Below are 24449 nucleotides of genomic sequence, written 5' to 3'. Positions count from 1 at the left end.
TCCGTCGAAAGGGAAGAGAGATAAAAACCGGCAGCCGCCTGCGTGCTGTACGGGAGAAGGAGATGAACCGATGAAGGTTATTCTGAAAGAAGATGTTGAATCCCTGGGGAAAGCAGGGCAGGTCGTGAACGTGTCCGCGGGCTACGCGAGGAATTACCTGATACCCGGGAACATGGCCCTCGAGGCGAACACCAGGAACATCAAAGTCCTGGAACGTGAAAAAGCCTCGATCGAGGCACGGGTTGACAAGGAGCACCGACAGGCGGAAGAGACGGCGCAACGACTGCAGTCCCTGTCCGTGACCATCGAACGCAAAATCGGAGACCAGGGCAAGCTTTTCGGCTCCGTGACTTCCCGGGATATCGAAGAAGCCTTCGCGGCGCAAGGTATTTCCCTGGACCGGAAGAGTATTGTTCTTGAAGAACCCATCAAGGAAGCAGGCGAATTCGAAGTCAAAGTTAAACTCTACCCGAAGGTGGTGGGAAACCTGAACGTGCGGGTCGTCGGGGAGTCCTGAATATCCGCTGAGGCTCGGCCATGTCTGTGAAAAAAGACGTCGATTACTCACTCCACAAAATTCCGCCCCAGAATCTGGACGCTGAACAGTCCGTGCTGGGGGGAATGCTGCTGGATAACCACGCAATCAATGCGGTGGTCGAGGTTCTCGATGCCGGTGATTTTTACAGCGAGGCCCATCGCAGGATTTATACCGCAATCCTCGAACTGTTCGAGCGCAACGAGCCTTCCGACCTGGTGACGCTCAGCAACATACTGCGGGACAAAAAAGAAATCGACCGCGTCGGCGGCGAAGTCTACCTGGTAAACCTCGTCGACCGGGTTCCCTCGGCGGCGAACATTGTCCATTACGCCAAAATAGTCAAAGAAAAGTCAGTGCTTCGAGGTCTTATCGGGGTGGCCACAGAAATTCTTTCCAAGAGCTACAATCCCGGTGCCGACGTGGACAGCGTTCTTGACCAGGCTGAGCACGCCGTCTTCGATATATCGGAACACAAGATAAAACCTTCCTTCCATCCCATCAAAGGAATCATCAGGGACAGTTTCAAGACGATTGAAACGCTGTATGAGAAAAAGGCCCTCATAACCGGGGTATCCACGGGATACGGCAAAATCGATGAACTGACCGCGGGTCTTCAGAAATCGGATCTCATCATTATTGCCGCCCGTCCCAGTATGGGGAAAACGGCCTTTGCCCTCAATATAGCCCAGCATGCGGCGATCGAGCAGAACATACCTGTGGCGGTTTTTTCCCTTGAAATGTCCAAAGAGCAGCTCGCGTTCCGGATGCTTGCCTCAGAGGCCCGGGTGGACGCGCAACGCCTCCGGAAAGGGTTTCTGGGAGAGATGGACTGGCCCAAGCTTACCACCGCGGCGGGGAGACTGTCCGAGGCACCCATCTATATCGATGATACCCCGGCTATATCCGCCCTGGAAATGAAGGCCAAATCGCGTCGTCTCAAGGCCGAGGCAGGTCTGGGTCTGATTATCCTCGATTACCTGCAGCTCATGAGGGGGCGGGACCAAAATATGCCCCGGGAACAGGAGATATCCGACATCAGCCGTTCGCTCAAGGCTCTTGCCAAGGAACTCAACGTTCCTCTCATCGCGCTGTCACAGCTCAACCGGCAGGTGGAATCCCGGTCCGACAGAAGGCCCTATCTGGCGGACCTCCGCGAATCAGGCGCCATAGAACAGGATGCCGACGTGATCATGTTCATTTACCGGGACGAGGTTTACAATAAGTCCGAAGACAACCCCGAACGGGGTTTCGCGGAAATCGACGTGGGGAAGCAGAGGAACGGCCCTGTGGGCAAAGTGAAGCTCACCTTTCTCAAGGAGTACACCCGTTTTGAAAATCCCGCCTGGGTCCGTGACGAGTACTGAAAAGCCGGCTTCGCCGCCCCATCGGGCGATCCCTCATGATGTGGATCAAGACCGGGATTCCACGCCATCATCACCACCGAAGTACGGCAGGGCGAGCCTCATTTTTTTGAGGGCCTCTTTTTCAATCTGGCGGGCCCGTTCTCTCGTGATATTGAAGGTGTCGCCGATTTCCTGAAGCGTCTTCGGCTCATCCACCATGATGCGGTTCCGTATGATGTAGCTCTCCCGTTCGTTCAGATTCGCGAGCGCGCCGGCGATGTTTTTTTTGACCAGGGCCCGTTCCTCTTTCCTGATGAGCAGATCCTCCTGACTGCTTCCCGTGTCCATGAGCTGGTCGATGAAAAGAGACTCACCATCGCCGTCCAGCGAGGCGTCGAGAGACACGTCCCGATTCGACAGGCGCAGGTCCATTTCAGCCACTTCAGACTCCTTGACGTTAAGCAACTCGGCGGCTTCACGAAAATCCGGGTTTTCCCGGGAGAGGCGTTCCAGGTTCCTTTTGACCTGGTTCAGTTTGAAAAAAAGCTTTCTCTGGGCCTGGGTGGTTCCTATCTTGACGAGGCTCCAACTCTTGATGATATAGTTCTGCATGTAGGCCCGAATCCACCAGACAGCGTAAGAAATAAGGCGGTACCCCTTGTAGGGATCGAATTTCTTTACGGCGTGCATGAGGCCGATATTGCCCTCCTGGATGAGATCGAGCAGCCTGACGCGGTAATTTTTGTATTCGTGGGCGATTTTCACGACGAAGCGAAGATTCGACGTAACCAGGCGCTCCGCTGCCTCCATGTCGCCGTACTTCCTGAAGCGGACGGCCAGATTGAACTCCTCTTCGGGATCGAGAATCTGGAATTTCTGTATTTCCATCATGTAGTGATCCAGCGTATCTGTAACAGCCGGAAGATTCATGGCGGTTTCTCCTCAAGCGTAATCTGTAATTTTAGTAAAACTACGGGATTAGTCAAGACATATAATAACCATCAGAAATCAATTGAGAATCGTTGCGTGACGTCTCCCGGGCATGTCCAAGAGCGATCTTGACATCCGCCGGAGCTGTGGTTAGGTTATACAAACTGGAAATTATGAAAGAAACGTGGCATGCGATGGATGAAATGAATACGATGATTCTCGATTTTGCGGCGAAGCTGGAAGAGAAAATAGCGGCCAGGGCCGTCCTGGTCAACAGGGATCTCTTTTCTGAAATCAGCGTCATTCCCGAACAGATTCTTCCGGCCCACATGCTTTTCGTAGTCCGGCAAATCGAAGGGCGCGACGAGGAGGAACCGGGACCCGGTGTGGAAGGAATCATTGCCATTCCCGATGTCAATGTCACCCGCATAAGCCAGATGAAAATAGCCATCATAAAAGGCATGGCCGAAGGGCGGTTCGGAAGGGGGGACAAACTGGTATGCCTGACGGGTATTCCCCGGCTGGGATACATAGACAGTATCTTTGTCATAGATGTCGATAGTGAGTTTGAAATCCTGGCGTCGGAGGATATATCCGATTTTTTTCAGGGTGTTCATCCCGAAGTATTCGATGTGATACTCAACATCGCCTTGGAGCTTGCGTCTCAGGGTCGGGAAGGACGACCCGTGGGGACGATATTTGTCATCGGTGACCATGAAAAGGTCCTTGAGCTGTCCCGGCAGATGATTATCAACCCCTTCATGGGATATCCGGAAGAACAGCGAAACGTCATGGACCGGGAACTCCGTGAAACGATAAAGGAGTTTTCAGCCCTGGACGGAGCCTTTGTGGTGCGGGAGGACGGGGTTCTGATGACCGCCGGAAGGCATCTGAACGTTGCCCTGGAGGACAGCAAGGAATTTCCGAAAGGCCTGGGCAGCCGCCACATAACGGCCGCGGGAGTGACAAACGTCACCAACGCCATAGCCATCGTTGTTTCCGAAACAACGGGGACGGTGAGGATATTCAGGAAAGGCAGGATCTTCGTCGATATTGAAAAAGCACTGGCATAAGGAAAAACAAAGGAGACCAGATCGTGAGATTTGACAAGTTTACATTGAAACTTCAGGAAGCGTTCCAACAGGCCCAGTCCCTGGCGGCAACGGAGGGGCACCAGGGCATCGAGGTGGAGCATATCGTGTTGGCGCTCATGGAACAGCCTGAAGGTATCGTTCCGGAAATACTTAAAAAAATAGGATCCGACCTGAAAAGAGTCGAAAGCGAACTCCGGAAGGCGCTGAAAGCTATGCCCTCTGTTTCGGGGCAGGCGGCGGGTCAGCGATATATAACACCGAGGCTCAACGGCGTCATGGACAGGGCCTTCGCCGAAGCGGAGCGCCTCCAGGACGAGTACGTGAGTGTCGAGCATGTTCTCATGGCCGTCGTTGACGGCGACAGTGGCCCGGCGGCACAGATACTCAAGGGTCAGGGCGTCACGAAGGACGCGCTCCTGAAGATGCTTGTGGACATCAGGGGCGGACAGCGTATCACGGACCAGAATCCGGAAGACAAGTACCAGGCACTGAAACGCTTTGCCCGCGATTTCAACGACGCGGCCCGAAAGGGTAAATTTGACCCCGTTATCGGTCGGGATGATGAAATCCGGCGCGTAATGCAGGTACTGTCACGGAGAACAAAGAACAACCCCGTCCTGATCGGAGAACCGGGCGTGGGAAAGACAGCCATCGTCGAAGGGCTCGCCCAGCGCATTGTCAACGGGGATGTTCCCGAGAGCCTGAAGGACAAGCAGGTTGTCGGCCTCGACATGGGGGCCCTCGTGGCCGGCGCGAAATACCGTGGTGAATTCGAGGACCGCCTGAAGGCGGTTCTGAAGGAAGTGACCGAGGCGGACGGCCGGATCATACTATTCATTGACGAGTTGCACACCGTGGTCGGCGCGGGCGCGGCGGAAGGCGCCGTGGATGCCTCGAACATGCTCAAGCCGGCCCTGGCCAGGGGAGAACTCCGCTGCGTGGGCGCCACAACCCTGAACGAATACCGCAAATACATCGAGAAGGACGCCGCCCTGGAACGCCGGTTTCAGCCGATACTGGTACAGGAACCCTCCGTAGAGGACACCATAGCGATTCTGAGGGGCCTCAAGGAGCGCTATGAAGTTCACCACGGCGTCAGGATCATGGATTCAGCCATTGTCGCGGCGGCAACCCTGTCGGATCGGTATATAAGCGACCGTTTTCTTCCCGACAAAGCGGTCGATCTGATCGATGAATCCGCCTCGCGGTTGAGGATTGAACTCGACAGCCTGCCTGCTGAAATCGATGCTATAGAACGAAAGATCATGCAGTTGGAAATTGAGCGGGAATCCCTGAAAAAGGAATCCGACACGGCATCGAAGGAACGCCTGTCGAAACTTGAAAAGGAAATTGAAGACCTCAAAAAATCAAGGGATGGCATGAAGGAATCCTGGTTGCGGGAAAAGGAGGCGATCAAAGCCATACAGACGATCAAGGAACAGCAGGAGGAACTCAAAACAGAAGAGCAGAATGCCCAGCGTGAAGGAAACCTCGCCAGGGCGGCGGAAATCCGCTACGGCACGCTGGTTCAGCTCAACACCGAACTTGAAGCCCGGTTGAAGGAGCTCGGGGAGCTCCAGGCTGAGGGAAAAACGCTGAAAGAAGAGGTCGATGCCGATGACGTGGCGGAGGTTGTGGCGAAATGGACGGGTATTCCCGTGAACCGCATGATGGAAAGCGACATCCAGAAACTTCTGCATATGGAAGAGCGGCTCAGCCTCAGGGTCGTGGGTCAGGACGAAGCCATCAGCGTTGTGTCGAGGGCACTGCGCCGGGCCCACTCGGGGCTCCAGGATCCCAACCGGCCCATTGGATCATTCATCTTCATGGGTCCCACCGGCGTGGGCAAGACGGAGCTTTCCAAAGCTCTCGCGGAGTTCATGTTCGACGACGAGCATGCCATGATCAGGATCGACATGTCCGAATTCATGGAAAAACATTCCGTGGCGCGTCTTATCGGCGCCCCCCCGGGATACGTGGGATATGATGAAGGGGGCTTCCTTACGGAGGCCGTCAGGAGACGGCCCTACGCGGTGCTGCTCTTCGACGAGATTGAAAAAGCCCATCCCGACGTGTTCAATATTCTGTTACAGATACTCGACGACGGGCGTCTGACCGACGGGCACGGCCGCACGGTGGACTTCAAGAACACCATCGCCATCATGACATCCAACATCGGCGGGCAGTGGCTTCAGGACGCGTCCCTGACCAGGGAGGAACAGGAACGGCTTACCCTCGAAGCGCTTCGTGCCACCTTCAAGCCCGAATTTCTCAACCGGCTGGACGATATTATCACCTTCAGAGCCCTTAGCATGGAGGACATCAGCTCGATAGTCGAAATTCAGGTGAGGCTCTTGAGGGAGCGGCTCCAGACCCGTCGGATGGATCTCGAACTTACGGAAAACGCCCGGCGGCACATTGCCGAAGCGGGTTTCGACCCGGCCTACGGTGCCCGGCCCCTGAAGCGTGCGCTTCAGAAAATAGTGGAGGATCCCCTGGCGACAAAAATACTGGAAGGTGCTTTTTCAGAGGGGGACACGATCATCGGCGACGTGGATCAGTCGGGAAGAGTAGTGTTTACCGCCACTTGAGAGAAGGAGTTCCCGAAGCCCCCTTTCCGGAAGTACGGCGGCACCGGAAGTGAGCTTTTTTGTGACAACGCCACACATCTATGTGTCGGAACAACACGGCGCCCGGATACATCCGTCGTGGGGATGTACCGGGCGCGAAAGACAGTACCGGCAAAGACCTTTAGGAACACTATCGATTGTGTCGTTTTGACCGCGGGGAGAAATCCTGTTCGCCGGCGTTAGAAAAGAACGATTTCTCATCGCTTCGTTCCTCGAAATGACACACCACAAAGGTTTCCGGCAGCACCTGTGGAGGAAGATATGTCTGAGAATGATGAAGAAAAGGGGTTTGTGATCAGGGATAGACGGATATTCAGCGACGAGCGCGCGAAAGAACGGGATGAACAGGCCCGGAAAGAAGATCCGGGAGAGCAGGCTTCGAAAGAGACTCCTGAAGAGGAGAAACGGGGAGACGGGCCTTCCGGAGAAGACGGGGGGCCTCCTCCCGTCGGGGAACAGCCCGGGTCGGCACAGGGTGCCCGGGAGCTGCCGAAGATCGATTTTTCGGGCTTCATTTTCTCACTCTACGCCTCAGCGGCCTTTCAATTCGGTGATATGGCCGACCCGGCCACGGGTAAACAGGAGAAAAATCTCCCCGCTGTGAAACAGATGATCGAACTTATTGCGATGCTCAAGGAAAAAACCGAAGGTAACCTCACGGAAGACGAGAAACGAACGATCGAAACGCTGCTTTACGAGCTCAGAATGCGGTACGTGAAGGAATCGTGAGCCCCATCGTTACCAGGAAGTCCCCGGCCAAGGTCAATCTTGTTCTGAAGGTCCTGGGGAAACGGGCCGACGGATTTCATGAAATAGCCGGCCTCATGCAACGGATCAGCCTCTGCGACGAGATGTCATTCTCGCTTGGAGGCGACGGCATTTCCCTTCGCTGTTCCGGAGCCGACCTCCCTGAAAACGCTGACAATATAGCCTTTCGTGCAGCAGTCCTCTTCAGGGAGGCAACGGGAGTTCCCCGGGGAGTTTCCATAGAAATCAGAAAAAGGATCCCCCTTGCCGCAGGACTTGGAGGAGGAAGCTCCAACGCGGCGACCACCCTGACAACATTGAACGACATGACCGGGGCCGGACTGAACGGGGAGGATCTGACGGGCATGGGAGCCGCTCTCGGATCGGATGTTCCCTTTTTCATCCAGGGGGTCTCATCATGCTGGGCATTCGGCCGCGGAGAACTCCTCCGGCCTGTGGAAAACCTGCCGACCCTCTGGTTCGTGATCTGCAACCCCGGCGTGCCTCTTTCAACGGTTGAAGTCTATGGGGCATACAGAATTGGATTGACAAACGAACGGATACAATATACGATCCCGCGACTTCAAACGGTGCGTCAGATCACGGACGGACTCGAAAATGATCTTGAGAGGGTGTCGGAGCGGATCTGTCCTGCCATATCGGATATTAAACAACGCCTTATGGCCGAGGGAGCGCTGGGTGCCCTGATGTCGGGAAGCGGCCCCACGGTATTTGGAATCTTCGAGTCACCCATCGACGCCGAACACGCCGCGAGTCGTATGAGAGAAAAAAAAGGTGCCCCCTTTACGGTGAGCGCCCGTTCGATGTGACCCATGTCCGGAAGGAGGGGGTATGACATGACCTGTTCCCTGGAAGGAAAAAAAGCCCTCGTAACGGGCGGCAGCCGCGGCATCGGAAGGGCGATAGCCCTGGCCCTGGCGGATGCCGGAGTGGATGTTGCCGTGGCGAGCAGGAAGATGCCCGACCTTGAACGTGTGGCCGAAGAAATAAAGGGACGGGGCAGAGAAGCAATCGCCGTTCCCGCCCATGTGGGACGGCTGGACCAGATTTCGGAGATGGTCGAAAAAGTCAGGAACGTTTTTGGAACCATCGATATTCTGGTGAACAATGCCGCCACGAACCCCACCATGGCCCAGGCCATCGATGTGGACGAACGGGGCTGGGATTCGATCATGAACCTCAATCTCAAGGGCCTGTTTTTCACGAGCCAGTACGTGGCGCGGATCATGGGCGAGCGGGGTGGAGGGTCGATCATCAACGTATCTTCTGTCGAGGGAATCACTCCGGGGATTCTTCCGGTCTACTCGATCAGCAAGGCTGGCGTCATATTCGCGACGAAAGTGATGGCCAGGCAATGGGCCCACATGAATATACGGGTAAACTGCATCGCTCCGGGATTAACAAGGACCGAGTTCAGTCGCGCTCTCTGGGACAATCCCGACATTCTCGGCGCGGCCCTCACTATGACGCCCATGGGTCGCATTGGAGAACCGGAGGAGATGACGGGAGCCGTTCTGTTCTTCGCGTCCGATGCTTCATCGGGCTATGTCACGGGACAGGTACTCGCCGTCGACGGGGGGAATACCATTTAGGAGAGCGGGAATAAATCCGGCCCTCAGAGGTTAACACTACGCCTGTTGGGGCGTCGTCAAGCGGTAAGACACAGGATTTTGGTTCCTGCATTCGGAGGTTCGAATCCTCCCGCCCCAGCCATAAGGAAAAGAGAACGACTATGCTCGAAAGGATGAGGGTTTTTTCAGGTAATTCAAGCCTCGAGCTGTCACAGGCCATCTGTGAGAAGCTCGGTATCGCCATGGGCAAGGCCAATGTGTCCACTTTCAGTGACGGCGAGACCCGGGTGGAGATCAGTGAGAATGTAAGAGGCATGGATGTTTTTGTAATACAGTCGACGAGCAACCCCGTCAACCTGTACCTTATGGAGCTCCTGGTCATCATTGACGCCCTGAAACGGGCCTCGGCGGATCGTTTGACGGTGGTTATCCCCTATTACGGATATGCCCGCCAGGACCGCAAGGCCGCGCCCCGGGCCCCCATTACGGCGAAGCTGGTGGCTGATCTTCTCACGGCTGCCGGTGCGAACCGCATCCTTTCCGTGGACCTCCACGCCGGCCAGATACAGGGATTTTTCAATATTCCCGTGGACAACCTCTATGCCATGAACATTCTCCTGGAGTATCTCAAGGTAGCCTATCCCGATAACAACGTAGTGGTGTCGCCCGACACGGGCGGTGTTGCGAGGGCGCGGGCACTGGCCCGACGCTTTGACCAGACCCCCCTGGCCATCGTGGACAAGCGGAGGGATTCTCCGAACGAGTCGGAAGTAATGAACATAGTGGGCGACGTGAAAGGGAGGCGTGCCATCATCATCGACGACATGATAGACACGGCGGGAACGATGGTTCAGGCCGCTGAAGCCCTGCTGGCAGAGGGGGCCTCTGAAGTCGTCGCCTGCAGCACCCATCCCGTTCTTTCCGGGCCGGCCATCGACAGGATTCAGGCGTCACAAATCCGGGAGGTTATAGTAACCGACACCATCGCGCTTCATGAGAAGGCCCGTGCCTGCGACCGGATCAGGGTCCTCACCGTATCGGGGTTGATCAGCGAGGCCATCAAGCGGATCTATTACCACGAGTCAGTCAGTTCTTTATTCGCATAGGAGACAATGATGAAAACAATCGAGGTGGAGGTAACCACCAGAGCAGACACGGGCAAGCAGGCAGCCCGAAAATTGAGGGGAGAGGGCCGGATCCCCGCTGTTTTCTACGGATTCGGCATTGATTCCTTGCCTCTTTCCCTGAATGCCGCGGATTTTTTGAAAAAGCTCGGCAGCGACAAGCCTGAAGGGACCTTCGTGAAGCTGAAGGTGAAAGATGACGCGGGGGAGGTATCCTCAAAACTTGCCGTTGTCAAGGGATTCCAAGTGGATACGCTGAAGAGGAGCCTGGTGCATGCCGATTTTTACGAGATCAAGATGGATCGTGAACTGACGGTCGATCTGCCCGTTCACCTGGTGGGACATCCCCTTGGTATTGAAGATGGAGGGGAGATCCGTGAATTGAAGAGGGAAGTGAAGGTTTCCGGGCTCCCCGGTTCCCTGCCGGACGTCATAGAACTCGATATCAGCGGTCTTGTGATCGGTGATACTCTCAAGGTCGGCGATATCTCTCTGGCGGAGGGAGTAACCGTGCTTGACGGAGAGGATGTGGCGCTTGTGACGGTCGCCGCCGTGAGAGTCACTGAACTCGAGGAAGAGATTGCCGAAGAAGTTTCTGATGATGAGGCCGAGAGAGAGGAAAGCGAAGAGTCGCAGCCGAATATCCGGTGAGGCAGACCGGTGATCCTGGTCGTTGGTTTGGGAAATCCGGGGTCCGCCTATGCCCTGACACGGCATAACCTGGGCGCTGTCGTACTGGAGGGACTGGCGGAATCACTGTCATTACCCCTTTCGCGGCGAGGGCATGAGGCCCGGTACGCCTCGGGGTACGTGGCCACACGGCCGGTCATGCTTGCCCGCCCCGATACCTACATGAATCTCAGCGGGCGCGCCGTGGAGAAGCTGGTTCGTTATTTCAAGATTGACACGCCGGATATCATCGTCATTCACGATGATCTGGATCTTCCTTTCGGAGACATCAGGATCAAGGAGGGAGGAGGTGACGGAGGGCACAAGGGACTGATATCCATAATCGATTATCTCGGCAGTTCCGGATTTGTCCGGGTTCGATGCGGTATCGGCAGGCCGGTCATGAAAGAGATGACCGAATCCTATGTGCTCGGAAAACTGAATGACGAAGAGATGAAAGAACTGCCGCGCATAAAGGATAGGGGTTCCCAGGCGGTACAGGCTGTCATCGGTTCAGGAACACAGAGGGCAATGAACGAGTTCAATGTGAGAGGTCAAAAAACTTCAGATCAGGGGATATGATCGAGGATTATGGAATTTTTAGATCGAAGCAGAAACCCCCGCCCTATGGGTGGGGTAAGAGGGATCGGCTAAGCCGGTCCCGTATGGGTATGGTCTCTAAGGTCGCCCACTGCTATCCTCATGCCGAGTTGTTACCGCAACATCTTGGCGATGAGGAGGAAGCAGTGAGCGGATTTCACAAGGTATCACATACGATATGTCATTGTCAGTATCATATTGTTTGAGTTCCGAAGTACCGTTTTCGGATTTTGACTGGATAGTTCTACTCCCTGCCACTCCCCAGATCAATGACGTACTCATCGGGTCTCATACTTATCCTGGAGAGTATTACTTTTTTGGGGAGCACGATAATCTTGGGGGATTTATCGAGCCCGGCTCTGCTTTTAATGACGATTCGTTCATAAGAAAAGAGCCCTGGCATGCCTGCCGACCGATTATGCGAAGGTCCCTCCATACGGCATCACTCCTTGATCCGGCCTACTCGAACAATATCGACTGCACAATAAAGCAAAAGGCTTTTATCTGCCCTCGTATAGGGGAATATTCAACATATGGTTTCCCTGTTATTCACGATGATCCTGGCCTGCCTTTTGATTCCATCAGGATGAAGGCGGGCGGGGGAACTGCCGGTCATAAAGGGCCGGCATCTATCGAGTCTAACTTGGGAACTTCCGGTTTTATGCAGGTGAGACCGGGTATTGGCAAACCAGTTGACAAATCCCGAATAGAGGGTTATGTGTTGGAGCCTTCCGAAAGTCATTGAGCGGGCGGCCGATGCGAGCGCTGAAATCGTTTTGAACGGTCTGCAGAAAGCCACAGGCAAGTACCAGACAAAAAATATCAATCTTCGAAAAGAGGAGGACTAGTTTAATGTTTGAAAGCAAGAAAAGCGTTTGGACATTTTTACTGAGCGGTTTAATCGTGCTGCTGTCTGCCGGCGCCGCTTGGGCTGCTGAAGTCAATATCCAGTTGCCTAATCTTGCCGAGGTTTCCTTCATGGGCGGCGCTCTCGGAGGGATGACGATTCTGAACGTCGGCATCATCATTTCTCTGATCGGTATGGGCTTCGGTGTCCTGCAGTATGCTCAGACCAAGAACCTGCCGGCGCACAATGCGATGCTCGACGTTTCCCAGACGATTTGGGAAACCTGCAAGACCTATCTTTTCCAGCAAGGCAAGTTCCTTACTGCTTTGTGGGTTCTCATCGCGATCTGCATGATTTATTACTTCGGCTGGCTGGCCGATCAGTCCATGGGTCGGGTCCTCATCATCCTGCTCGCTTCGGTTGTCGGTATTCTCGGTTCCTACGGCGTGGCCTGGTTTGGAATCCGGATCAACACGGTGGCCAATTCCCGCGCCGCTTTTTCGTCTCTGTCCGGCAATCCCCTCAGCATCGTCAACATCTGTCTGCGTTCCGGTATGAGCGTCGGCCTTCTTCTGGTCAGCGTTGAGCTTTTCGTGATGCTCCTTATCCTGGCATATATTCCGCCGGATCTCGCCGGAGCCTGTTTCATCGGTTTCGCGATCGGTGAATCACTGGGCGCTTCCGTGCTCCGTATCTGCGGCGGTATCTTTACGAAAATTGCCGACATTGGTTCCGACCTGATGAAAATCGTTTTCCATCTTCCGGAAGACGATCCCAAAAACCCCGGTGTTATCGCTGACTGTGTGGGTGACAACGCGGGTGACAGCGTCGGCCCCTCGGCGGACGGTTTTGAAACTTACGGAGTAACCGGCGTTGCCTTGATCGTTTTTCTCTCGTTGGCGTTAGCCTCCACGCCTGAAATGGGCGGAAAACTGATCATCTGGATTTTTGCCATGAGAATATTGATGATCCTCACATCCCTGGCCTCCTACTTCATCAACCACGGCATCAGTTCGGCCGCATTCGGCGACAAGAAAGAATTCGACTTCGAGCAGCCGTTGACCAATCTGGTCTGGATCACCTCGATCGTTTCCATCACGGTTACCTTTATCGCCAGCTATTGCCTGCTGGGCGACCTGCCTGTTGAGTACAGCGGGCTGTGGTGGGCGCTGGCTATCATCATCAGCTGCGGCACCATTGCAGGCGCGCTGATTCCTGAATTCACCAAAATCTTCACCAGCACTTCGTCGCGTCACTGCGAGGAAACAGTCAACGCCTCCCGTCAGGGTGGTCCTTCGCTCAACATCCTGTCGGGTCTGGTTGCCGGTAACTTCTCGGCTTTCTGGATCGGAATGGTGATCATGTCCCTGATGTTCATCTCTTACATGGTGTCCCAGCATGCAGCCATTCTGGCTATTATGCCTGAAATCTTTAAATTCGCCGCGCCGATCTTCGCCTTCGGTCTGGTGGCTTTCGGTTTCCTGGGCATGGGGCCTGTGACTATCGCAGTGGACAGCTTTGGTCCGGTGTCCGACAACGCACAGTCCATTTATGAATTGTCGCTGATCGAAAGCCGTCCGGACGTAAGAGATGTCGTCAAAAAAGAATACGGGATTGCGCCTGATTTTGAAACTGCGAAGCACTTCCTCGAGTCCGCCGACGGTGCGGGCAATACCTTCAAGGCGACAGCCAAACCGGTGCTCATCGGCACGGCGGTTGTCGGAGCCACCACGATGGTATTCGGCATCATCATTTTGCTCGAGAATCTGTTCGGTAACATTGTTGCAAGCCTGTCGCTGGTGCAGCCCGAGATCATTCTGGGCCTGATCACCGGTGGTGCGGTCATTTACTGGTTCACCGGTGCGTCCATTCAGGCGGTGACCACCGGCGCCTATCAGGCCGTCGTGTTCATTAAAAAGAATATCAACCTCGATAAAGAGGAAGCCTCCATTGAGGATTCCAAGAAAGTTGTTCAGATCTGCACGCAGTATGCGCAGAAGGGGATGATCAACATCTTCATCGTGATCTTTTTCATGACACTGGCCCTGTCGTTCTTCAACCCCTACTACTTTATCGGTTATCTGATCGGCATCGCCTTCTTCGGTCTGTTCCAGGCGATCTTCATGGCCAATGCCGGCGGTTGCTGGGACAACGCCAAGAAGATTGTTGAAGTCGATCTGAAGATGAAAAACACCCCGCTGCATGAAGCAGCCGTTGTGGGCGACACCGTCGGCGATCCCTACAAGGACACCTCGTCGGTTTCTCTGAACCCGATCATCAAGTTCGCGACGCTGTTTGGCCTTCTGGCCGTGGAAATTGCGGTCACCATGCCCAACGCCAACGTGAGAGTCGGCCTGGCAGTCTGCTTCTTTGTGGTTGCTCTGGTCTTCATCTACCGTTCTTTCTACAGCATGAGGATCGCCAGTGATAAACTGGGAGAATAATTTCACATAACCTTTTTAAACAAAAAGGGCGTTCCCCCAAAAGGAGCGCCCTTTTTTATGCTTCCCGTGCCGGGGAAAAGATGCAACTATTTTTAATGTGCATTCCGTTTTATCCGGAGGTCCGATCTTCCCGGCAAGCCGTCCCGGGGCTTCGCTCGCCGGTCGCTTCGCCTGCCGGCCGATCGTGTTGTGGAGCTCCGGTCCATCGACAGTGTTTCACACGAGACGATCCGACGTGTTTTAAAAAAACGAGATCAATCCCTGGAAGAAAGTCTGCCGGGTAATTCCGCCGGAGGGAAACGGCACTTTTGTCACGGCGATGGAGCGGGTTCTCGACGTCCTTACAACGCCGTTTTTCCTGTGGTATGCATGGACGAGACGCCGCGCCGGTTGATTCGGGAAACGTGCGCCGCTTCCGGCAGGACCACAGGAACCGGAGCGGTTCGACTACGGGGGGTGAAACACAAAAGAAAGAAGGAAGGTTTCGACGCCATGATGAAACCTTCCTTCCGTTATATGAGCTGCGGGCGTTCTGCCTTGCCGTCCGCCCGTCAGGTTCAGGGGGTGCCGGTGGGGGGAAAGGAGGGAACCGAAAACCGCCCACCGGCAGGTGTAAGTATCTGTTGGTAGTAATGCTGCTGTTGTAAGAGAACACCCCTATAACTTATGGTGGAATACTAACGGTACGGGCAGGATGAAACAATGGGAGTGTTTCTGATTTTGCGGGGGCTAAAATCCTTACATGGCATAAGGGATTGGAGCGGTTCTTCGACCTCCTGTGAGATCGTCATTGTTTGTCGTACCGGGAAAAGTGCGTTGAAAACACGGCCCGTCCCTGGGTCAGAGAGCGCAGGTCTGTGGAATAGCCGAACAGGTGCTTAAGGGGAACTTTCGCGCGAATTTCACTGACGGGAATTTTTTGCGTTATACTCACCACTTCACCGTTTCTCGAATTAATGTTTCCTATGATCTCACCCATGAACTCGGCGGGGCTCAGGATGTCGACGATCATGATCGGTTCCAGGAGTACGGGGTTCGCCCGGGCAAGACCGTTCCGAAAGGCCGTGGAGGTTGCTACCTGGTACCCCAGTTCCGAGGATTCTCCCTCGCGATAGCCGATACGCTGTATCCTGACGATAACATCGACAACGGGATAGCCGGCTATGGGACCGCTCAGGGAAGTGTCACGGATACTCTGCTCGATGATAGGGTGAAACGCTGAGGTGACGGCGGTCATCTCGGTTTCATCAATAATGGCAATGCCCGCGCCTCGGGTATTGGGTTCCAGCTTCAGGGTCACATGACCATAGTGTTTCTTTTCGCCCAGTTTCTTGTCGAACACTTCTTCCGATTCGACCTCGGTTTCTATGGTTTCACGGTAGACTACGCGAGGTTTCCCGACATTGACGCTGGTATTGAATTCTCTCACCAGACGGTCGATAATGATTTCCAGATGCAGTTCCCCCATACCGGATATAACGGTCTGGGCAGTTTCTTCATCAAACTTGACCGTAAGTGTCGGGTCTTCCGTGGTCAGCTTTTCCAGGGCCAGAGACAGGCGGGACTGGTCGTCGGGAGTTTTCGCCTCGATGGCCTGGGAAATAACGGGTTCATAAAACTCCATGCTTTCAAGGAGAACAGGGCTGGATTCATCGCAGAGCGTGTCCCCTGTGACCGTGTCTTTCAGGCCGATGGCAACAACAATATCCCCCGCCACGGCATGGTCCACCCGTTCACGCTTGTTCGCGTGCATCTTGATCAGCCTGGCGACCCGCTCCCTTTTCTGCCGGTTCGCGTTGTATACTTCGGAGCCGGATGTGATACGCCCCGAGTAAATGCGCAGATAGGTAATCTTTCTTCCTTCGTCGGTCATCACCTTGAAGGCAAGCGCCGTGAGCGGGGCCTTTATTTTGATGTCCCGCACTTCCCGTTCGCCCGTGTGGGGGTTGATGCCCGACACGGGGCGAACCTCTTCAGGCGACGGCAGATAATCAACGATTCCGTCAAGTAAGGGTTGGATTCCCTTGTTGCGAAGGGCGGATCCACAGAAAACGGGGACCGTTTTCAGGGCGAGGGTGGTCCGCCTCAGAGCGCTCAGAATATCCTTTTCCCCTATGTCCTCTCCTTCAATATATTTTTCGGCCATCTCATCGTCCGATTCAGCAAGGGCCTCGATCATTGTTTCCCGGTATGTTTCAGCCGCTTCTCTGTGTCGCCGTGGAATATCCGAAACGTCACAGGTGACGCCCATGGATTCATCATTCCAGGTCAGGTATCGCCGTCCGATGAGGTCGATGATGCCCTGAAAGGTTCCTTCGTCAAAGCAGGGGATCTGGACGGGTATGGCCGTCGACGCGAATCGATCGTTCATGGTATTGATGGTCTGAAAATAATCGGCTCCCGGCCGGTCAAGCTTGTTGATGAAGGCGATTTTCGGAACGCCGTACTTGTCGGCCTGGTGCCATACGGTTTCCGACTGGGATTCCACGCCGCCGACGGCGCAAAACACTACCACGGCGCCGTCGAGAACCCGCAGGGAGCGTTCCACCTCTATGGTAAAATCCACGTGTCCCGGCGTATCGATGAGATGAATTTCATGGTTCCGCCAGGGGCAGGCGGTCACCGTCGAGGTTATGGTGATGCCCCGTTCCTGTTCCTGGGGCATCCAGTCCATGACGGCCTCACCGTCATGGACTTCGCCCAATTTATGGGTTTTGCCCGTATAAAACAGAATTCTCTCCGTGACGGTTGTTTTGCCCGCGTCGATATGGGCCACAATGCCGATATTGCGTATTTTCGAGAGTTTCAGCGAACTCACCGCGATAATCCTTTCGCGTTCCGGATGTCCGGCGACAGGAGGGCCGCCGCAGCTCCTCCCGTCAGCTTCGTTCTTGAATGATCAGTTCGTCGTTCATTCCTAAGGGAGATGAAATATCCATGTGACCTTTCAGGGTTTCCCGGGTCGCTCCCTCAACCTGGATCATTACCCCGGTCAGGGAAGGGATATTCTTGACGATGGTGTTGCTTATGGAATAGATGGTCATCATCTCGCTGGCGCTGCCTCCAGGGTGGTGGTCAACAAGGGTTTTCCTGAAATTAACGACGGCGAGGTCACGTTCCCCTATGGTTACGTTGATCAGTTCCGCCTCCGTCGGGATGGTCCTCATGCCGCCCTGACGGGACCCTTCGATGAGTGCCGTTACAAGGAGGGCCGCCCGCTCTTCGCGCGAGTCCGATTTTGTCATATACCGGACTTCGGGTACGAGAAACCGTTCATTGGCATCGGCAAAGAACAGAGTCACCTGCTCTTTTTCCTGCCGTGCCGTGACGGTTCCCGTACGTGTAGCCGTACCTGTAGTGGGTGGGTACAGAGAATCAAAGAGAGTCACGAAGAAAAAAATGAGAAAACCTGCCAATACGGCCACGATGATGCCGAGCATTCCCATTCTTCGTTTCTGTCTGCTCTTTTTTGCCCGAAGCTGTTTCGCTTTTTTCTCTTTCTTGTTTGCCATTGCCGGTTCGGCTCCATGCTGTAATGATCACCGTCTGTTCAGTGTGAATGCCTGCCTTGTTCCCGAGCGGCGTCGGGGGGCGGCAGAATGGCAAGGATTGTCCGTGCTTTTGTCGCCGCCTCCGACTCGGGAGCCAGGTCGATTGCCCGGCGTAATTCCCTGACGGCATCGCCTGTCATACCCTTTGCCAGGAATGCTTCTCCCAGAGCGTACCGGAAATCAGCCACGTAAGGTGCCATTCTGACGGATTCCCGAAGATGCTTCAGGGCTTCATCGGGCCGGTCCATGGTCAGGAGCAGGGTTCCCATGTTCATGAGTACCAGGGGAAGAATCCTGTTGGGCCGGACCCTCGCCGCTTCTTCGAAGAATGACAGCGCCCGGTCGTCGGCTCTCTGCTCACGCCAGGCCCTGCCCATATTGAAAAGCGAAAATTCAGGCGTGTCATAGAGAATATTTTCCAGGGCTTTCTGAAAGTAGCTGATCGCTCCGGAGTAGTCTTTTTCTTCAAATCGAATAAGGCCGAGGTAGTTGAGCGCCTCCGAGTAGTCAGGTCTGAGTTCCACGGCACGGATGAAGGCCGACAGGGCGTCCCCTCTCATTCCCCGGGCGTAATACGAAACTCCCAGGTGATAATATACGCGGGGGTCGTCGGGATTCAGCCGCCGCGCTTCGAAAAGTTCCCGAAGAGCCTCGGTGAACTGACCCGATTCAATGCTCGCGATGCCCGTCCGCAGGTGCATCTCGGCCATTTCCCTGTTGCGATAGTCCGTCGCGCAGGCCGACGCCATGACGAGCGGCACCACCAGCACGGCCACGAGGCCGCAGTGCCGGAAGAGCTGAGCGGCACGGGTCATCGTGGCCTAGTCCTTTCCATTGATCCACCAGTCGCTCTTTTCCCCGAACCACCATTCAGAGGAGTCTGTTTCCATGATGGCTGTCGCCAATGCCTTTGCCCTGTCCGTCTGCAGCCGCCTGAAGGCGTAGGAGATCCATTCAGCGCTGTACTTGTTTCCGAGGTCACCGTATTCCTTGAGTTGAAGAATAAGGGCGAGCTGGTCCGCGTCACGGGCCATGATCGCCTCCCGCGTCTCCCCCTCCCTGAATTCCGCAAGAACTTCCTTCACCTCGGCACCGAAAGGGAGCGTGCCGGCGAGATCATTGACCGCCTTTTCTTCGTCCACGGTGACATACTTTTTGTTGACGTAATTCATGTCTCCCGTTCGCGCCTCGGGCAGGTCGTGCATGAGGCAGATGCGGAGAACCTTCAGCTCATCCACGCCCGGTTCCAGTTTCGAGAGCGCGTAACCGATGTACAGTGTCCTCAGGATGTGCTCGGACACGGACTCCCGCCCCGACCCAAAAAACTGGAATCCCGATCGGGGCGTCTTCTGCAACATGCCGACTTCGAACAAAAAATTGACGATATTCTTCATGATTTATCTTTTTTGAGAATCCCTATCCTCGCATCCATCATGGAAGAGATTTTCTTTATTTCCAGCTGGAGCGATGCGATGCCCTCCGGTTTCATGGCCGCCACCCGATCGATCCGTTCCTTCCAGTACTGAAGAACGGCGATTTCATTCTCGCGCATCTTCTTTTCCACTCGTGCCTGGATTTCCTTGACCAGGCCCGGACCGGGACGAGAGTCTTTCACGGCTGCATCCTTTCATGGGGGACAGGTTCATTCCTGTCACAGGGTACGCGCGGCACGCATGGAGGGGAATGTATATCAGTTGTTCCGTCTTTGCAACTCAAGAATAGGAGCGCCCTTCCCGTTTGACTTTGCCCGGTCGCTGGGCTAGCATACGCAAAAGCGGGGAATCAACCTATCTTTTTCTTCACCGGGGCAGGCCGTTCCGGTAACGGGAATTGCTGGTGGCTCCATGATACAGGGTCGTCTTCTTCCGGCGTTGCTGATCGCCCTTTTTCTTGCGGGGAGTATCGTTCCTTCATCATCCTTTTATTCCGAGGAGACGGTGACACTGTCCTTTTCCCGGCCTTCTCACCATCCCCGGAAGACCGGGGTCTATGAAGTCCAGAAGGGGGATTGGCTTGTTAAAATCGTCATGAAAGAGCTGTCTCTGTCATTGACGGAGTCAATGAAGCTGCTCGGTGAAATACAGGCGTTGAATCCCGGCATCGACAACCCGGACGTTCTATCTGTCGGCCAGCTCCTGGTGCTTCCCGTTCGTGACGGGGCTGATGCCTCCGGAAGCTCCGCCGGACACGAGCCGGATAGGCTATCGATACCGGGGAACGAACAGAAACGGGGGGCCGGCGAGTATATCGTCAAGTCCGGAGACACGATTTCGTCCATACTGAAAAGACAGCTGGGCATTTCCTTCGGTGACGCCATGAACTACCGTGCCGTTCTCGCGGCCGCCAACCCGCACATAAAGGACCTGAACAGGATTTACCCCGGTCAGACGGTAATCCTTCCCATGGCACGGCAGAGGGTTCCGACGGGAAAACTCGCTTCATTCACCCTGTCGAAGGAAGGGCTCTACGCCTTTTTGAGAGACCTTCTTGCCGTGTTCGGAGGCGAGGGTATCGATGACGGCCACTACTACATTCCCCTGCGACCGGGGTATATGACAGTGGATTGCTCCGTTGTCCCCGTGGTTGAATTTTCCGACGGGACGAGGATCATGCTGGACCGTGACGGCAGGATTCCCCCCGCAGTCGCTGAGACACTGGAGGCTCGGTGGAATACCTTCCACATCCTCTCGGGAATGGGTGGAGATATGCTCCAGGTCGCGCTTGACGAGGTGGTTCGGACCAGGGGCGCGGAAGACGGGTATGAGACACGAGGCCGTTTGGTGCGCATCGGTACGGGTTCCTCCGAGGCAACGGTTTTTTTCGATGTCCTGATTCCTGTCGGCCGGGTCGGTCTTCCGGCGCCAATCAACACCCTGGGCATCAGGCTTCTTCGTGACGACGGTGAATCACTTCCACCCCCTTTGAAGAGCTTTATCGCCAGGCAGGGCATAGAAGTCATCGAACTGCTCGAAGGTGAAGGCCCTCTGGCGGCTACGGTCTGCGGCGGGTCGTCGCCGCCGGCGCGCCTGGCCGGGGACGCGGTAGCGGCGGCGGAAGATTTCATCGGGATGCTGGGCTATGCCCCTCGGCGGGATGTTCCGGTCAGTGTCTACAGTGTGGATCGGGACGGCTTCAATCTCACCGTGGAGGCCGAACTGCTGCTGGAGGCGTCCGGCAGGCGGATTGTCGTCACGGCGCGGGAGACCCTTCTCCAATTTCAGGATATCCTTGAACAACAGGGCATCTCGATCGTAAGTCTTTCGGATGCAGCGGGAAAACAGGCCATGATCAGGTCGATCGCGTCCCTGCTGGATCTGCCCCTCAGGGAGGACAGGCCGGTCTTCCACCTGTCCGGAGAAGGGGAGGCGAGAGGAGAGCGGGTACAATGTCGAGCTCTGCGCCTTGGGGGTGGCGAAGGCTCCATTCTGTTCGTCGAAGATGATTTCGATGTCGATCTGTACCGTTTGCTGAAAGAGCGGTGGAACGTAGAGGTGGTTGTCTATTGAGCGTGAAGGCGATCGGTCTGTTTTCGGGAGGCCTGGACAGCGTACTTGCCGTGAAAGTCCTGCAAGACCAGGATATCGAGATCATCGGCATTGCCTTTGAAACTCCTTTTTTCGGTGCCAAAAAAGCTCGGAATGCGGCGGAAGCGATCAATCTTCCTCTTAAAGTCATCGATTGTACGGAAAAACATCTGGCGATGCTCAAGGCGCCCCGCTATGGCTATGGCAAAAACATGAACCCCTGCATTGACTGTCATGCCCTGATGCTTGAAATGGCCGGCGGGCTTATGGCGGGAGAGGAAGCGGACTTTCTGTTTACAGGGGAGGTCCTGGGGCAGCGTTCCAAGTCGCAGACCGGCCAATCGCTCAGGCTTGTTGCAAAATTGTCGGGGCTCGAAGGGTACATACTGCGGCCCCTGAGCGCGTTGCTTTTGCCTGAAACCATTCCTGAAATCAAGGGGAAAGTGGACCGGAAGCGCCTGCTCGATATCCGGGGCAGGGGCCGGAAACGCCAGATAGCCCTGGCGAAACACTATGACCTGTCATCCTATTCAAACCCGGCAGGCGGATGTCTCCTCACGGACCCCGTCTTTTCCCACAGGCTGAGAGATCTTTTCGACAGGGAAGAACACCCGTCCATCAGGAACATCGAACTTCTCAAGGTTGGGAGACACCTGAGAATCGGCGACGACGTGAAGATTGTCGTTGGGAGAAACAAGTCTGAAAACGAGATGATAGAACGGCTTGCCGAACCGGGCGACAGCATCGTGAATATCCCCGGTGTTCCTGGGCCCCTGGTAATCATTCCCGGTGGCGGCGACGGGAAGACCACCCGAGCGGCCGCCGCGATCTGTGCCTTCTACAGTGACGCGCCCGATGATATCCCTGTTGAGGCGGTGGTGAGCCGCCGGGGGATGACGCGAAGCATTATGACGCGGGCGGCACGGCGGGAACAGGTACGTTCCCTGATGATAGAACGGCCCGTTCCGGTAAGGTGAAGGGGCAGACCGTGGCGGTGGACTATCACCCGGTACCGACGGGCCGATGAGGCCTGGTTCACCCCTCAGGCACGATGTTCGGGCCTGAGAAGATCCTCGACGGTCTTGACGGGGGCGAAAGTGGACAGGGGAACCTCCACGAACACCGTGTTCCAGCAGGCCATGGCTCCGTTCCAGAGGCCGGGATGCTCACAGGCCTTCAAGGAACGTCCCTGGTGGGATTTCTCCGAAACCATGAAAGATTCGCCATCGCTGAAGCCGTACAGATCGAAGGGATTTCCCCGGTAATCCCTGAGACCGCAGACAAGATCGACGGGATTGAAGTGCGTCGCGGCATTCCAGATGGATACCTGCTCTTCGGAGCCGGTGTCGATCTGGTTTTTCTCCACCACCTGGAGAGACTGAGAGCCGTCGTTTCCGTTAACCCAGAAGGGTCCTCCACCGGGTTCCCCTTCATTTTTCACCATGCCGCAGATCCGGAAGGGACGGTCCAGTTTGCAGAACAAGTAGTCCGCTTTTTCTTCCGCGGTGAATCCGTCAAAGGCGGCCGGGGGTCTGAGGGACAGCTCGAGCCGGCAAAAATCCTCCATGCGTGCAAGGTCCGAAGGGCTCCACTCCCCACCATCGAGCATGTCCAGGTATGAAGCGGCCTGTTTCTGGAGGACAAGCAGATACCCGCCCAGGAGTTTCTTCCAGATCACCGTTTCGGTTTTGATGCGGTCGGGTGTTATGTTGTCGATGTTCTTGATGTATACGATATCACCGTCAAGTTCGTTCAGGTTTTTAAGCAGTGCCCCGTGTCCCCCGGGACGGAAGATCAGGGAACCCGAATCGTCCCTGAAAAGTTCGTTATCCATGGTCAGGGCGATGGTGTCCGTGGAGGGATGCTGAACGGAGAGGTCAACCTGGAAAGACAGCTGTAATCGCCTCTGAAGCCGGGCGAGTATCCGGTCCAGATGGTCCCCGACGGTCCGGAGGTGTTCCGGTGACAGGGTCAGGTGAAGTCGGCACAGGCCGTGATCGTCGGCCGTGTGAAGGGCCGCCTCCACCATCTGTTCCTCCAGGGCCGTGCGGAACTCATCACCGTAATCATGAAAAATGATGAGTGCTTTGGGCAACTCGCCGTAGGAGAGCCCCCGGCGGGTGAGGATGAAATCGAGTGCCCGGCTGCACCCGTCGCCGCCGGAGGGTTCCTCCCGGAGAGACTCTTTCATGGCCGCCTCGAGAGCCCTGTAAAAGGGGTACCGTGGAAGCTCTTCCATGAATCGTCGTTTCTCTTCCCCATCGTCGCCGGAGAGCAGGCGGAACCAGTTCTCGAACATCCTGCTGGCCGCTCCCGAGGCGGGAATAAACTTCATGACCCGTCCCCGTGAGCAGGCCTCGTTGTATGCGTCTGTCAGGGCCTTGAAAGAGGAGTCTCCGATCGTCAGTATTCCGTCCCCCGGAGAACAGGGTCTGTTAAGCGAAAGGGGCCGGGGCCCCCGTTTCAGACGTTTAATCTGCCGCAGTACCTCTTCTTCGGTCATGCCCTGGTTTTTGATGACTTCCCTGTCAGTGCCGCTGAAGAGGATGCCTTCCATGAGCGATCAGAACCTCCCCGTTTCGTCGCTTTAATTCCCGTCACGGCCTGCCGGCTTCGAAAAATGTGAGATTCATGGCGGCTTCGCAACGCCGCAGCCGGTTCTTTTTACGAAGCCGTCATGTCTTGGTTCTTGACAAATTCACTGCCGATTTTCTATAGTCAAGGCACATTCACCGCCACCCGCGTTTCCTCCGGCGGACGCAGTATAATGAATTAGGGGAAACAAGTCAAACCACCGTTTTTCCACAGTAATCAAG

21 protein-coding genes, 1 tRNA gene and 1 pseudogene are annotated in these 24449 nt (G+C 55.4%); 16 read left to right on the top strand and 7 right to left on the bottom strand.

Annotated features, from left to right (window positions below; all coding sequences use genetic code 11):
• Window positions 1-70: 70 nt before the first annotated feature.
• Window positions 71-517, top strand: coding sequence for a 50S ribosomal protein L9 (gene rplI, locus M0Q23_02020; GenBank protein ID MCK9527425.1), 447 nt, complete (start codon window positions 71-73; stop codon window positions 515-517).
• A 20-nt stretch (window positions 518-537) separates the two neighbouring features.
• Entirely contained in the window at window positions 538-1902 is a 1365-nt protein-coding gene (dnaB, locus tag M0Q23_02015; protein MCK9527424.1) for a replicative DNA helicase, read from the top strand.
• Window positions 1903-1947: 45 nt separating this feature from the next.
• On the opposite strand, the gene M0Q23_02010 is transcribed toward dnaB, so the two are convergent.
• Complete coding sequence (locus tag M0Q23_02010) at window positions 1948-2811, bottom strand: RNA polymerase factor sigma-32 (protein MCK9527423.1); 864 nt, start codon at window positions 2809-2811, stop codon at window positions 1948-1950.
• 194 nt (window positions 2812-3005) lie between these two features.
• On the opposite strand from M0Q23_02010, the gene M0Q23_02005 reads away from it, so the two are divergent.
• From M0Q23_02005 to M0Q23_01950, 12 genes and pseudogenes are all read left to right on the top strand, one after another.
• Complete coding sequence (locus M0Q23_02005) at window positions 3006-3884, top strand: diadenylate cyclase (GenBank protein MCK9527422.1); 879 nt, start codon at window positions 3006-3008, stop codon at window positions 3882-3884.
• A gap of 23 nt (window positions 3885-3907) precedes the next feature.
• Window positions 3908-6496, top strand: coding sequence for an ATP-dependent chaperone ClpB (gene clpB / locus M0Q23_02000; protein MCK9527421.1), 2589 nt, complete (start codon window positions 3908-3910; stop codon window positions 6494-6496).
• Window positions 6497-6796: 300 nt separating this feature from the next.
• On the top strand, window positions 6797-7264 hold the full coding sequence (locus M0Q23_01995; protein MCK9527420.1) for a DUF1844 domain-containing protein: 468 nt from the start codon (window positions 6797-6799) through the stop codon (window positions 7262-7264).
• The gene (gene ispE, locus M0Q23_01990; protein ID MCK9527419.1) at window positions 7261-8112 is read left to right on the top strand and encodes a 4-(cytidine 5'-diphospho)-2-C-methyl-D-erythritol kinase; all 852 of its coding nucleotides are present in this window, start codon (window positions 7261-7263) and stop codon (window positions 8110-8112) included. Before M0Q23_01995 ends, ispE begins: the two co-directional genes overlap by 4 nt.
• Before the next feature lie 27 nt (window positions 8113-8139).
• Window positions 8140-8895, top strand: a complete 756-nt coding sequence (locus M0Q23_01985) for a glucose 1-dehydrogenase (GenBank protein MCK9527418.1) — start codon at window positions 8140-8142, stop codon at window positions 8893-8895.
• A gap of 46 nt (window positions 8896-8941) precedes the next feature.
• A tRNA-Gln gene (locus M0Q23_01980) sits at window positions 8942-9016 on the top strand.
• Between the two features lie 19 nt (window positions 9017-9035).
• On the top strand, window positions 9036-9980 hold the full coding sequence (locus M0Q23_01975) for a ribose-phosphate pyrophosphokinase (protein ID MCK9527417.1): 945 nt from the start codon (window positions 9036-9038) through the stop codon (window positions 9978-9980).
• A gap of 9 nt (window positions 9981-9989) precedes the next feature.
• Window positions 9990-10649, top strand: coding sequence for a 50S ribosomal protein L25 (locus M0Q23_01970; GenBank protein MCK9527416.1), 660 nt, complete (start codon window positions 9990-9992; stop codon window positions 10647-10649).
• Window positions 10650-10658: 9 nt separating this feature from the next.
• A complete protein-coding gene (pth, locus tag M0Q23_01965) occupies window positions 10659-11249 on the top strand; it encodes an aminoacyl-tRNA hydrolase (protein ID MCK9527415.1) in 591 nt (196 codons plus the stop codon).
• Between the two features lie 196 nt (window positions 11250-11445).
• Window positions 11446-12012: an aminoacyl-tRNA hydrolase gene (locus M0Q23_01960; protein MCK9527414.1), complete on the top strand. Its 567-nt coding sequence runs from the start codon at window positions 11446-11448 to the stop codon at window positions 12010-12012.
• A 107-nt stretch (window positions 12013-12119) separates the two neighbouring features.
• Window positions 12120-14558: a sodium-translocating pyrophosphatase gene (locus M0Q23_01955; GenBank protein MCK9527413.1), complete on the top strand. Its 2439-nt coding sequence runs from the start codon at window positions 12120-12122 to the stop codon at window positions 14556-14558.
• A 147-nt stretch (window positions 14559-14705) separates the two neighbouring features.
• Window positions 14706-15009, top strand: a pseudogene (locus M0Q23_01950) (IS630 family transposase).
• A 336-nt stretch (window positions 15010-15345) separates the two neighbouring features.
• On the opposite strand, the gene fusA reads toward M0Q23_01950, so the two are convergent.
• The 5 genes from fusA to M0Q23_01925 form a co-directional block, all read right to left on the bottom strand.
• Complete coding sequence (fusA, locus tag M0Q23_01945; protein MCK9527412.1) at window positions 15346-17376, bottom strand: elongation factor G; 2031 nt, start codon at window positions 17374-17376, stop codon at window positions 15346-15348.
• Between the two features lie 61 nt (window positions 17377-17437).
• The gene (locus tag M0Q23_01940) at window positions 17438-18070 is read right to left on the bottom strand and encodes a GerMN domain-containing protein (protein ID MCK9527411.1); all 633 of its coding nucleotides are present in this window, start codon (window positions 18068-18070) and stop codon (window positions 17438-17440) included.
• A gap of 38 nt (window positions 18071-18108) precedes the next feature.
• Complete coding sequence (locus M0Q23_01935; GenBank protein MCK9527410.1) at window positions 18109-18924, bottom strand: tetratricopeptide repeat protein; 816 nt, start codon at window positions 18922-18924, stop codon at window positions 18109-18111.
• A 6-nt stretch (window positions 18925-18930) separates the two neighbouring features.
• Window positions 18931-19503 (bottom strand): HD domain-containing protein, encoded by a 573-nt coding sequence (locus M0Q23_01930; protein MCK9527409.1) that lies wholly within the window; start codon window positions 19501-19503, stop codon window positions 18931-18933.
• Window positions 19500-19724, bottom strand: coding sequence for a hypothetical protein (locus M0Q23_01925; protein MCK9527408.1), 225 nt, complete (start codon window positions 19722-19724; stop codon window positions 19500-19502). Before M0Q23_01925 ends, M0Q23_01930 begins: the two co-directional genes overlap by 4 nt.
• A gap of 229 nt (window positions 19725-19953) precedes the next feature.
• Between M0Q23_01925 and M0Q23_01920 the strand changes: the two genes are divergently transcribed.
• Window positions 19954-21615 carry a LysM peptidoglycan-binding domain-containing protein gene (locus tag M0Q23_01920; GenBank protein MCK9527407.1) on the top strand — a complete coding sequence of 554 codons (1662 nt, stop codon included), beginning with the start codon at window positions 19954-19956 and terminating at the stop codon, window positions 21613-21615.
• Window positions 21616-21617: 2 nt separating this feature from the next.
• Window positions 21618-22610 carry a tRNA 4-thiouridine(8) synthase ThiI gene (locus M0Q23_01915; GenBank protein ID MCK9527406.1) on the top strand — a complete coding sequence of 331 codons (993 nt, stop codon included), beginning with the start codon at window positions 21618-21620 and terminating at the stop codon, window positions 22608-22610.
• Window positions 22611-22675: 65 nt separating this feature from the next.
• Here M0Q23_01915 and M0Q23_01910 read toward each other — a convergent pair whose 3' ends face one another.
• Window positions 22676-24190 (bottom strand): DUF4301 family protein, encoded by a 1515-nt coding sequence (locus M0Q23_01910; protein MCK9527405.1) that lies wholly within the window; start codon window positions 24188-24190, stop codon window positions 22676-22678.
• Window positions 24191-24449 lie beyond the last annotated feature (259 nt).

This window comes from Syntrophales bacterium (genome assembly GCA_023228425.1).
In the GTDB taxonomy this organism is placed as follows: Bacteria; Desulfobacterota; Syntrophia; order Syntrophales; family UBA2210; genus MLS-D.
The sequence above is the reverse complement of the archived record's forward strand: the minus strand, read 5'-3'. Positions and strand labels throughout refer to the sequence as shown.

What these genes read in the sequence shown, in the direction of transcription:
- M0Q23_01970 (MCK9527416.1), top strand. Translation starts at nt 9,990, where the DNA reads ATGAAAACAATCGAGGTGGAGGTAACCACCAGAGCAGACACGGGCAAG.
- M0Q23_01935 (MCK9527410.1), bottom strand. Translation starts at nt 18,924, where the DNA reads ATGACCCGTGCCGCTCAGCTCTTCCGGCACTGCGGCCTCGTGGCCGTG.
- rplI (MCK9527425.1), top strand. Translation starts at nt 71, where the DNA reads ATGAAGGTTATTCTGAAAGAAGATGTTGAATCCCTGGGGAAAGCAGGG.
- M0Q23_01995 (MCK9527420.1), top strand. Translation starts at nt 6,797, where the DNA reads ATGTCTGAGAATGATGAAGAAAAGGGGTTTGTGATCAGGGATAGACGG.
- M0Q23_01955 (MCK9527413.1), top strand. Translation starts at nt 12,120, where the DNA reads ATGTTTGAAAGCAAGAAAAGCGTTTGGACATTTTTACTGAGCGGTTTA.
- M0Q23_01940 (MCK9527411.1), bottom strand. Translation starts at nt 18,070, where the DNA reads ATGGCAAACAAGAAAGAGAAAAAAGCGAAACAGCTTCGGGCAAAAAAG.
- M0Q23_01985 (MCK9527418.1), top strand. Translation starts at nt 8,140, where the DNA reads ATGACCTGTTCCCTGGAAGGAAAAAAAGCCCTCGTAACGGGCGGCAGC.
- dnaB (MCK9527424.1), top strand. Translation starts at nt 538, where the DNA reads ATGTCTGTGAAAAAAGACGTCGATTACTCACTCCACAAAATTCCGCCC.
- M0Q23_02005 (MCK9527422.1), top strand. Translation starts at nt 3,006, where the DNA reads ATGGATGAAATGAATACGATGATTCTCGATTTTGCGGCGAAGCTGGAA.
- M0Q23_01910 (MCK9527405.1), bottom strand. Translation starts at nt 24,190, where the DNA reads ATGGAAGGCATCCTCTTCAGCGGCACTGACAGGGAAGTCATCAAAAAC.
- M0Q23_01975 (MCK9527417.1), top strand. Translation starts at nt 9,036, where the DNA reads ATGCTCGAAAGGATGAGGGTTTTTTCAGGTAATTCAAGCCTCGAGCTG.
- M0Q23_01930 (MCK9527409.1), bottom strand. Translation starts at nt 19,503, where the DNA reads ATGAAGAATATCGTCAATTTTTTGTTCGAAGTCGGCATGTTGCAGAAG.
- M0Q23_02010 (MCK9527423.1), bottom strand. Translation starts at nt 2,811, where the DNA reads ATGAATCTTCCGGCTGTTACAGATACGCTGGATCACTACATGATGGAA.
- M0Q23_01920 (MCK9527407.1), top strand. Translation starts at nt 19,954, where the DNA reads ATGATACAGGGTCGTCTTCTTCCGGCGTTGCTGATCGCCCTTTTTCTT.
- M0Q23_01960 (MCK9527414.1), top strand. Translation starts at nt 11,446, where the DNA reads ATGTCATTGTCAGTATCATATTGTTTGAGTTCCGAAGTACCGTTTTCG.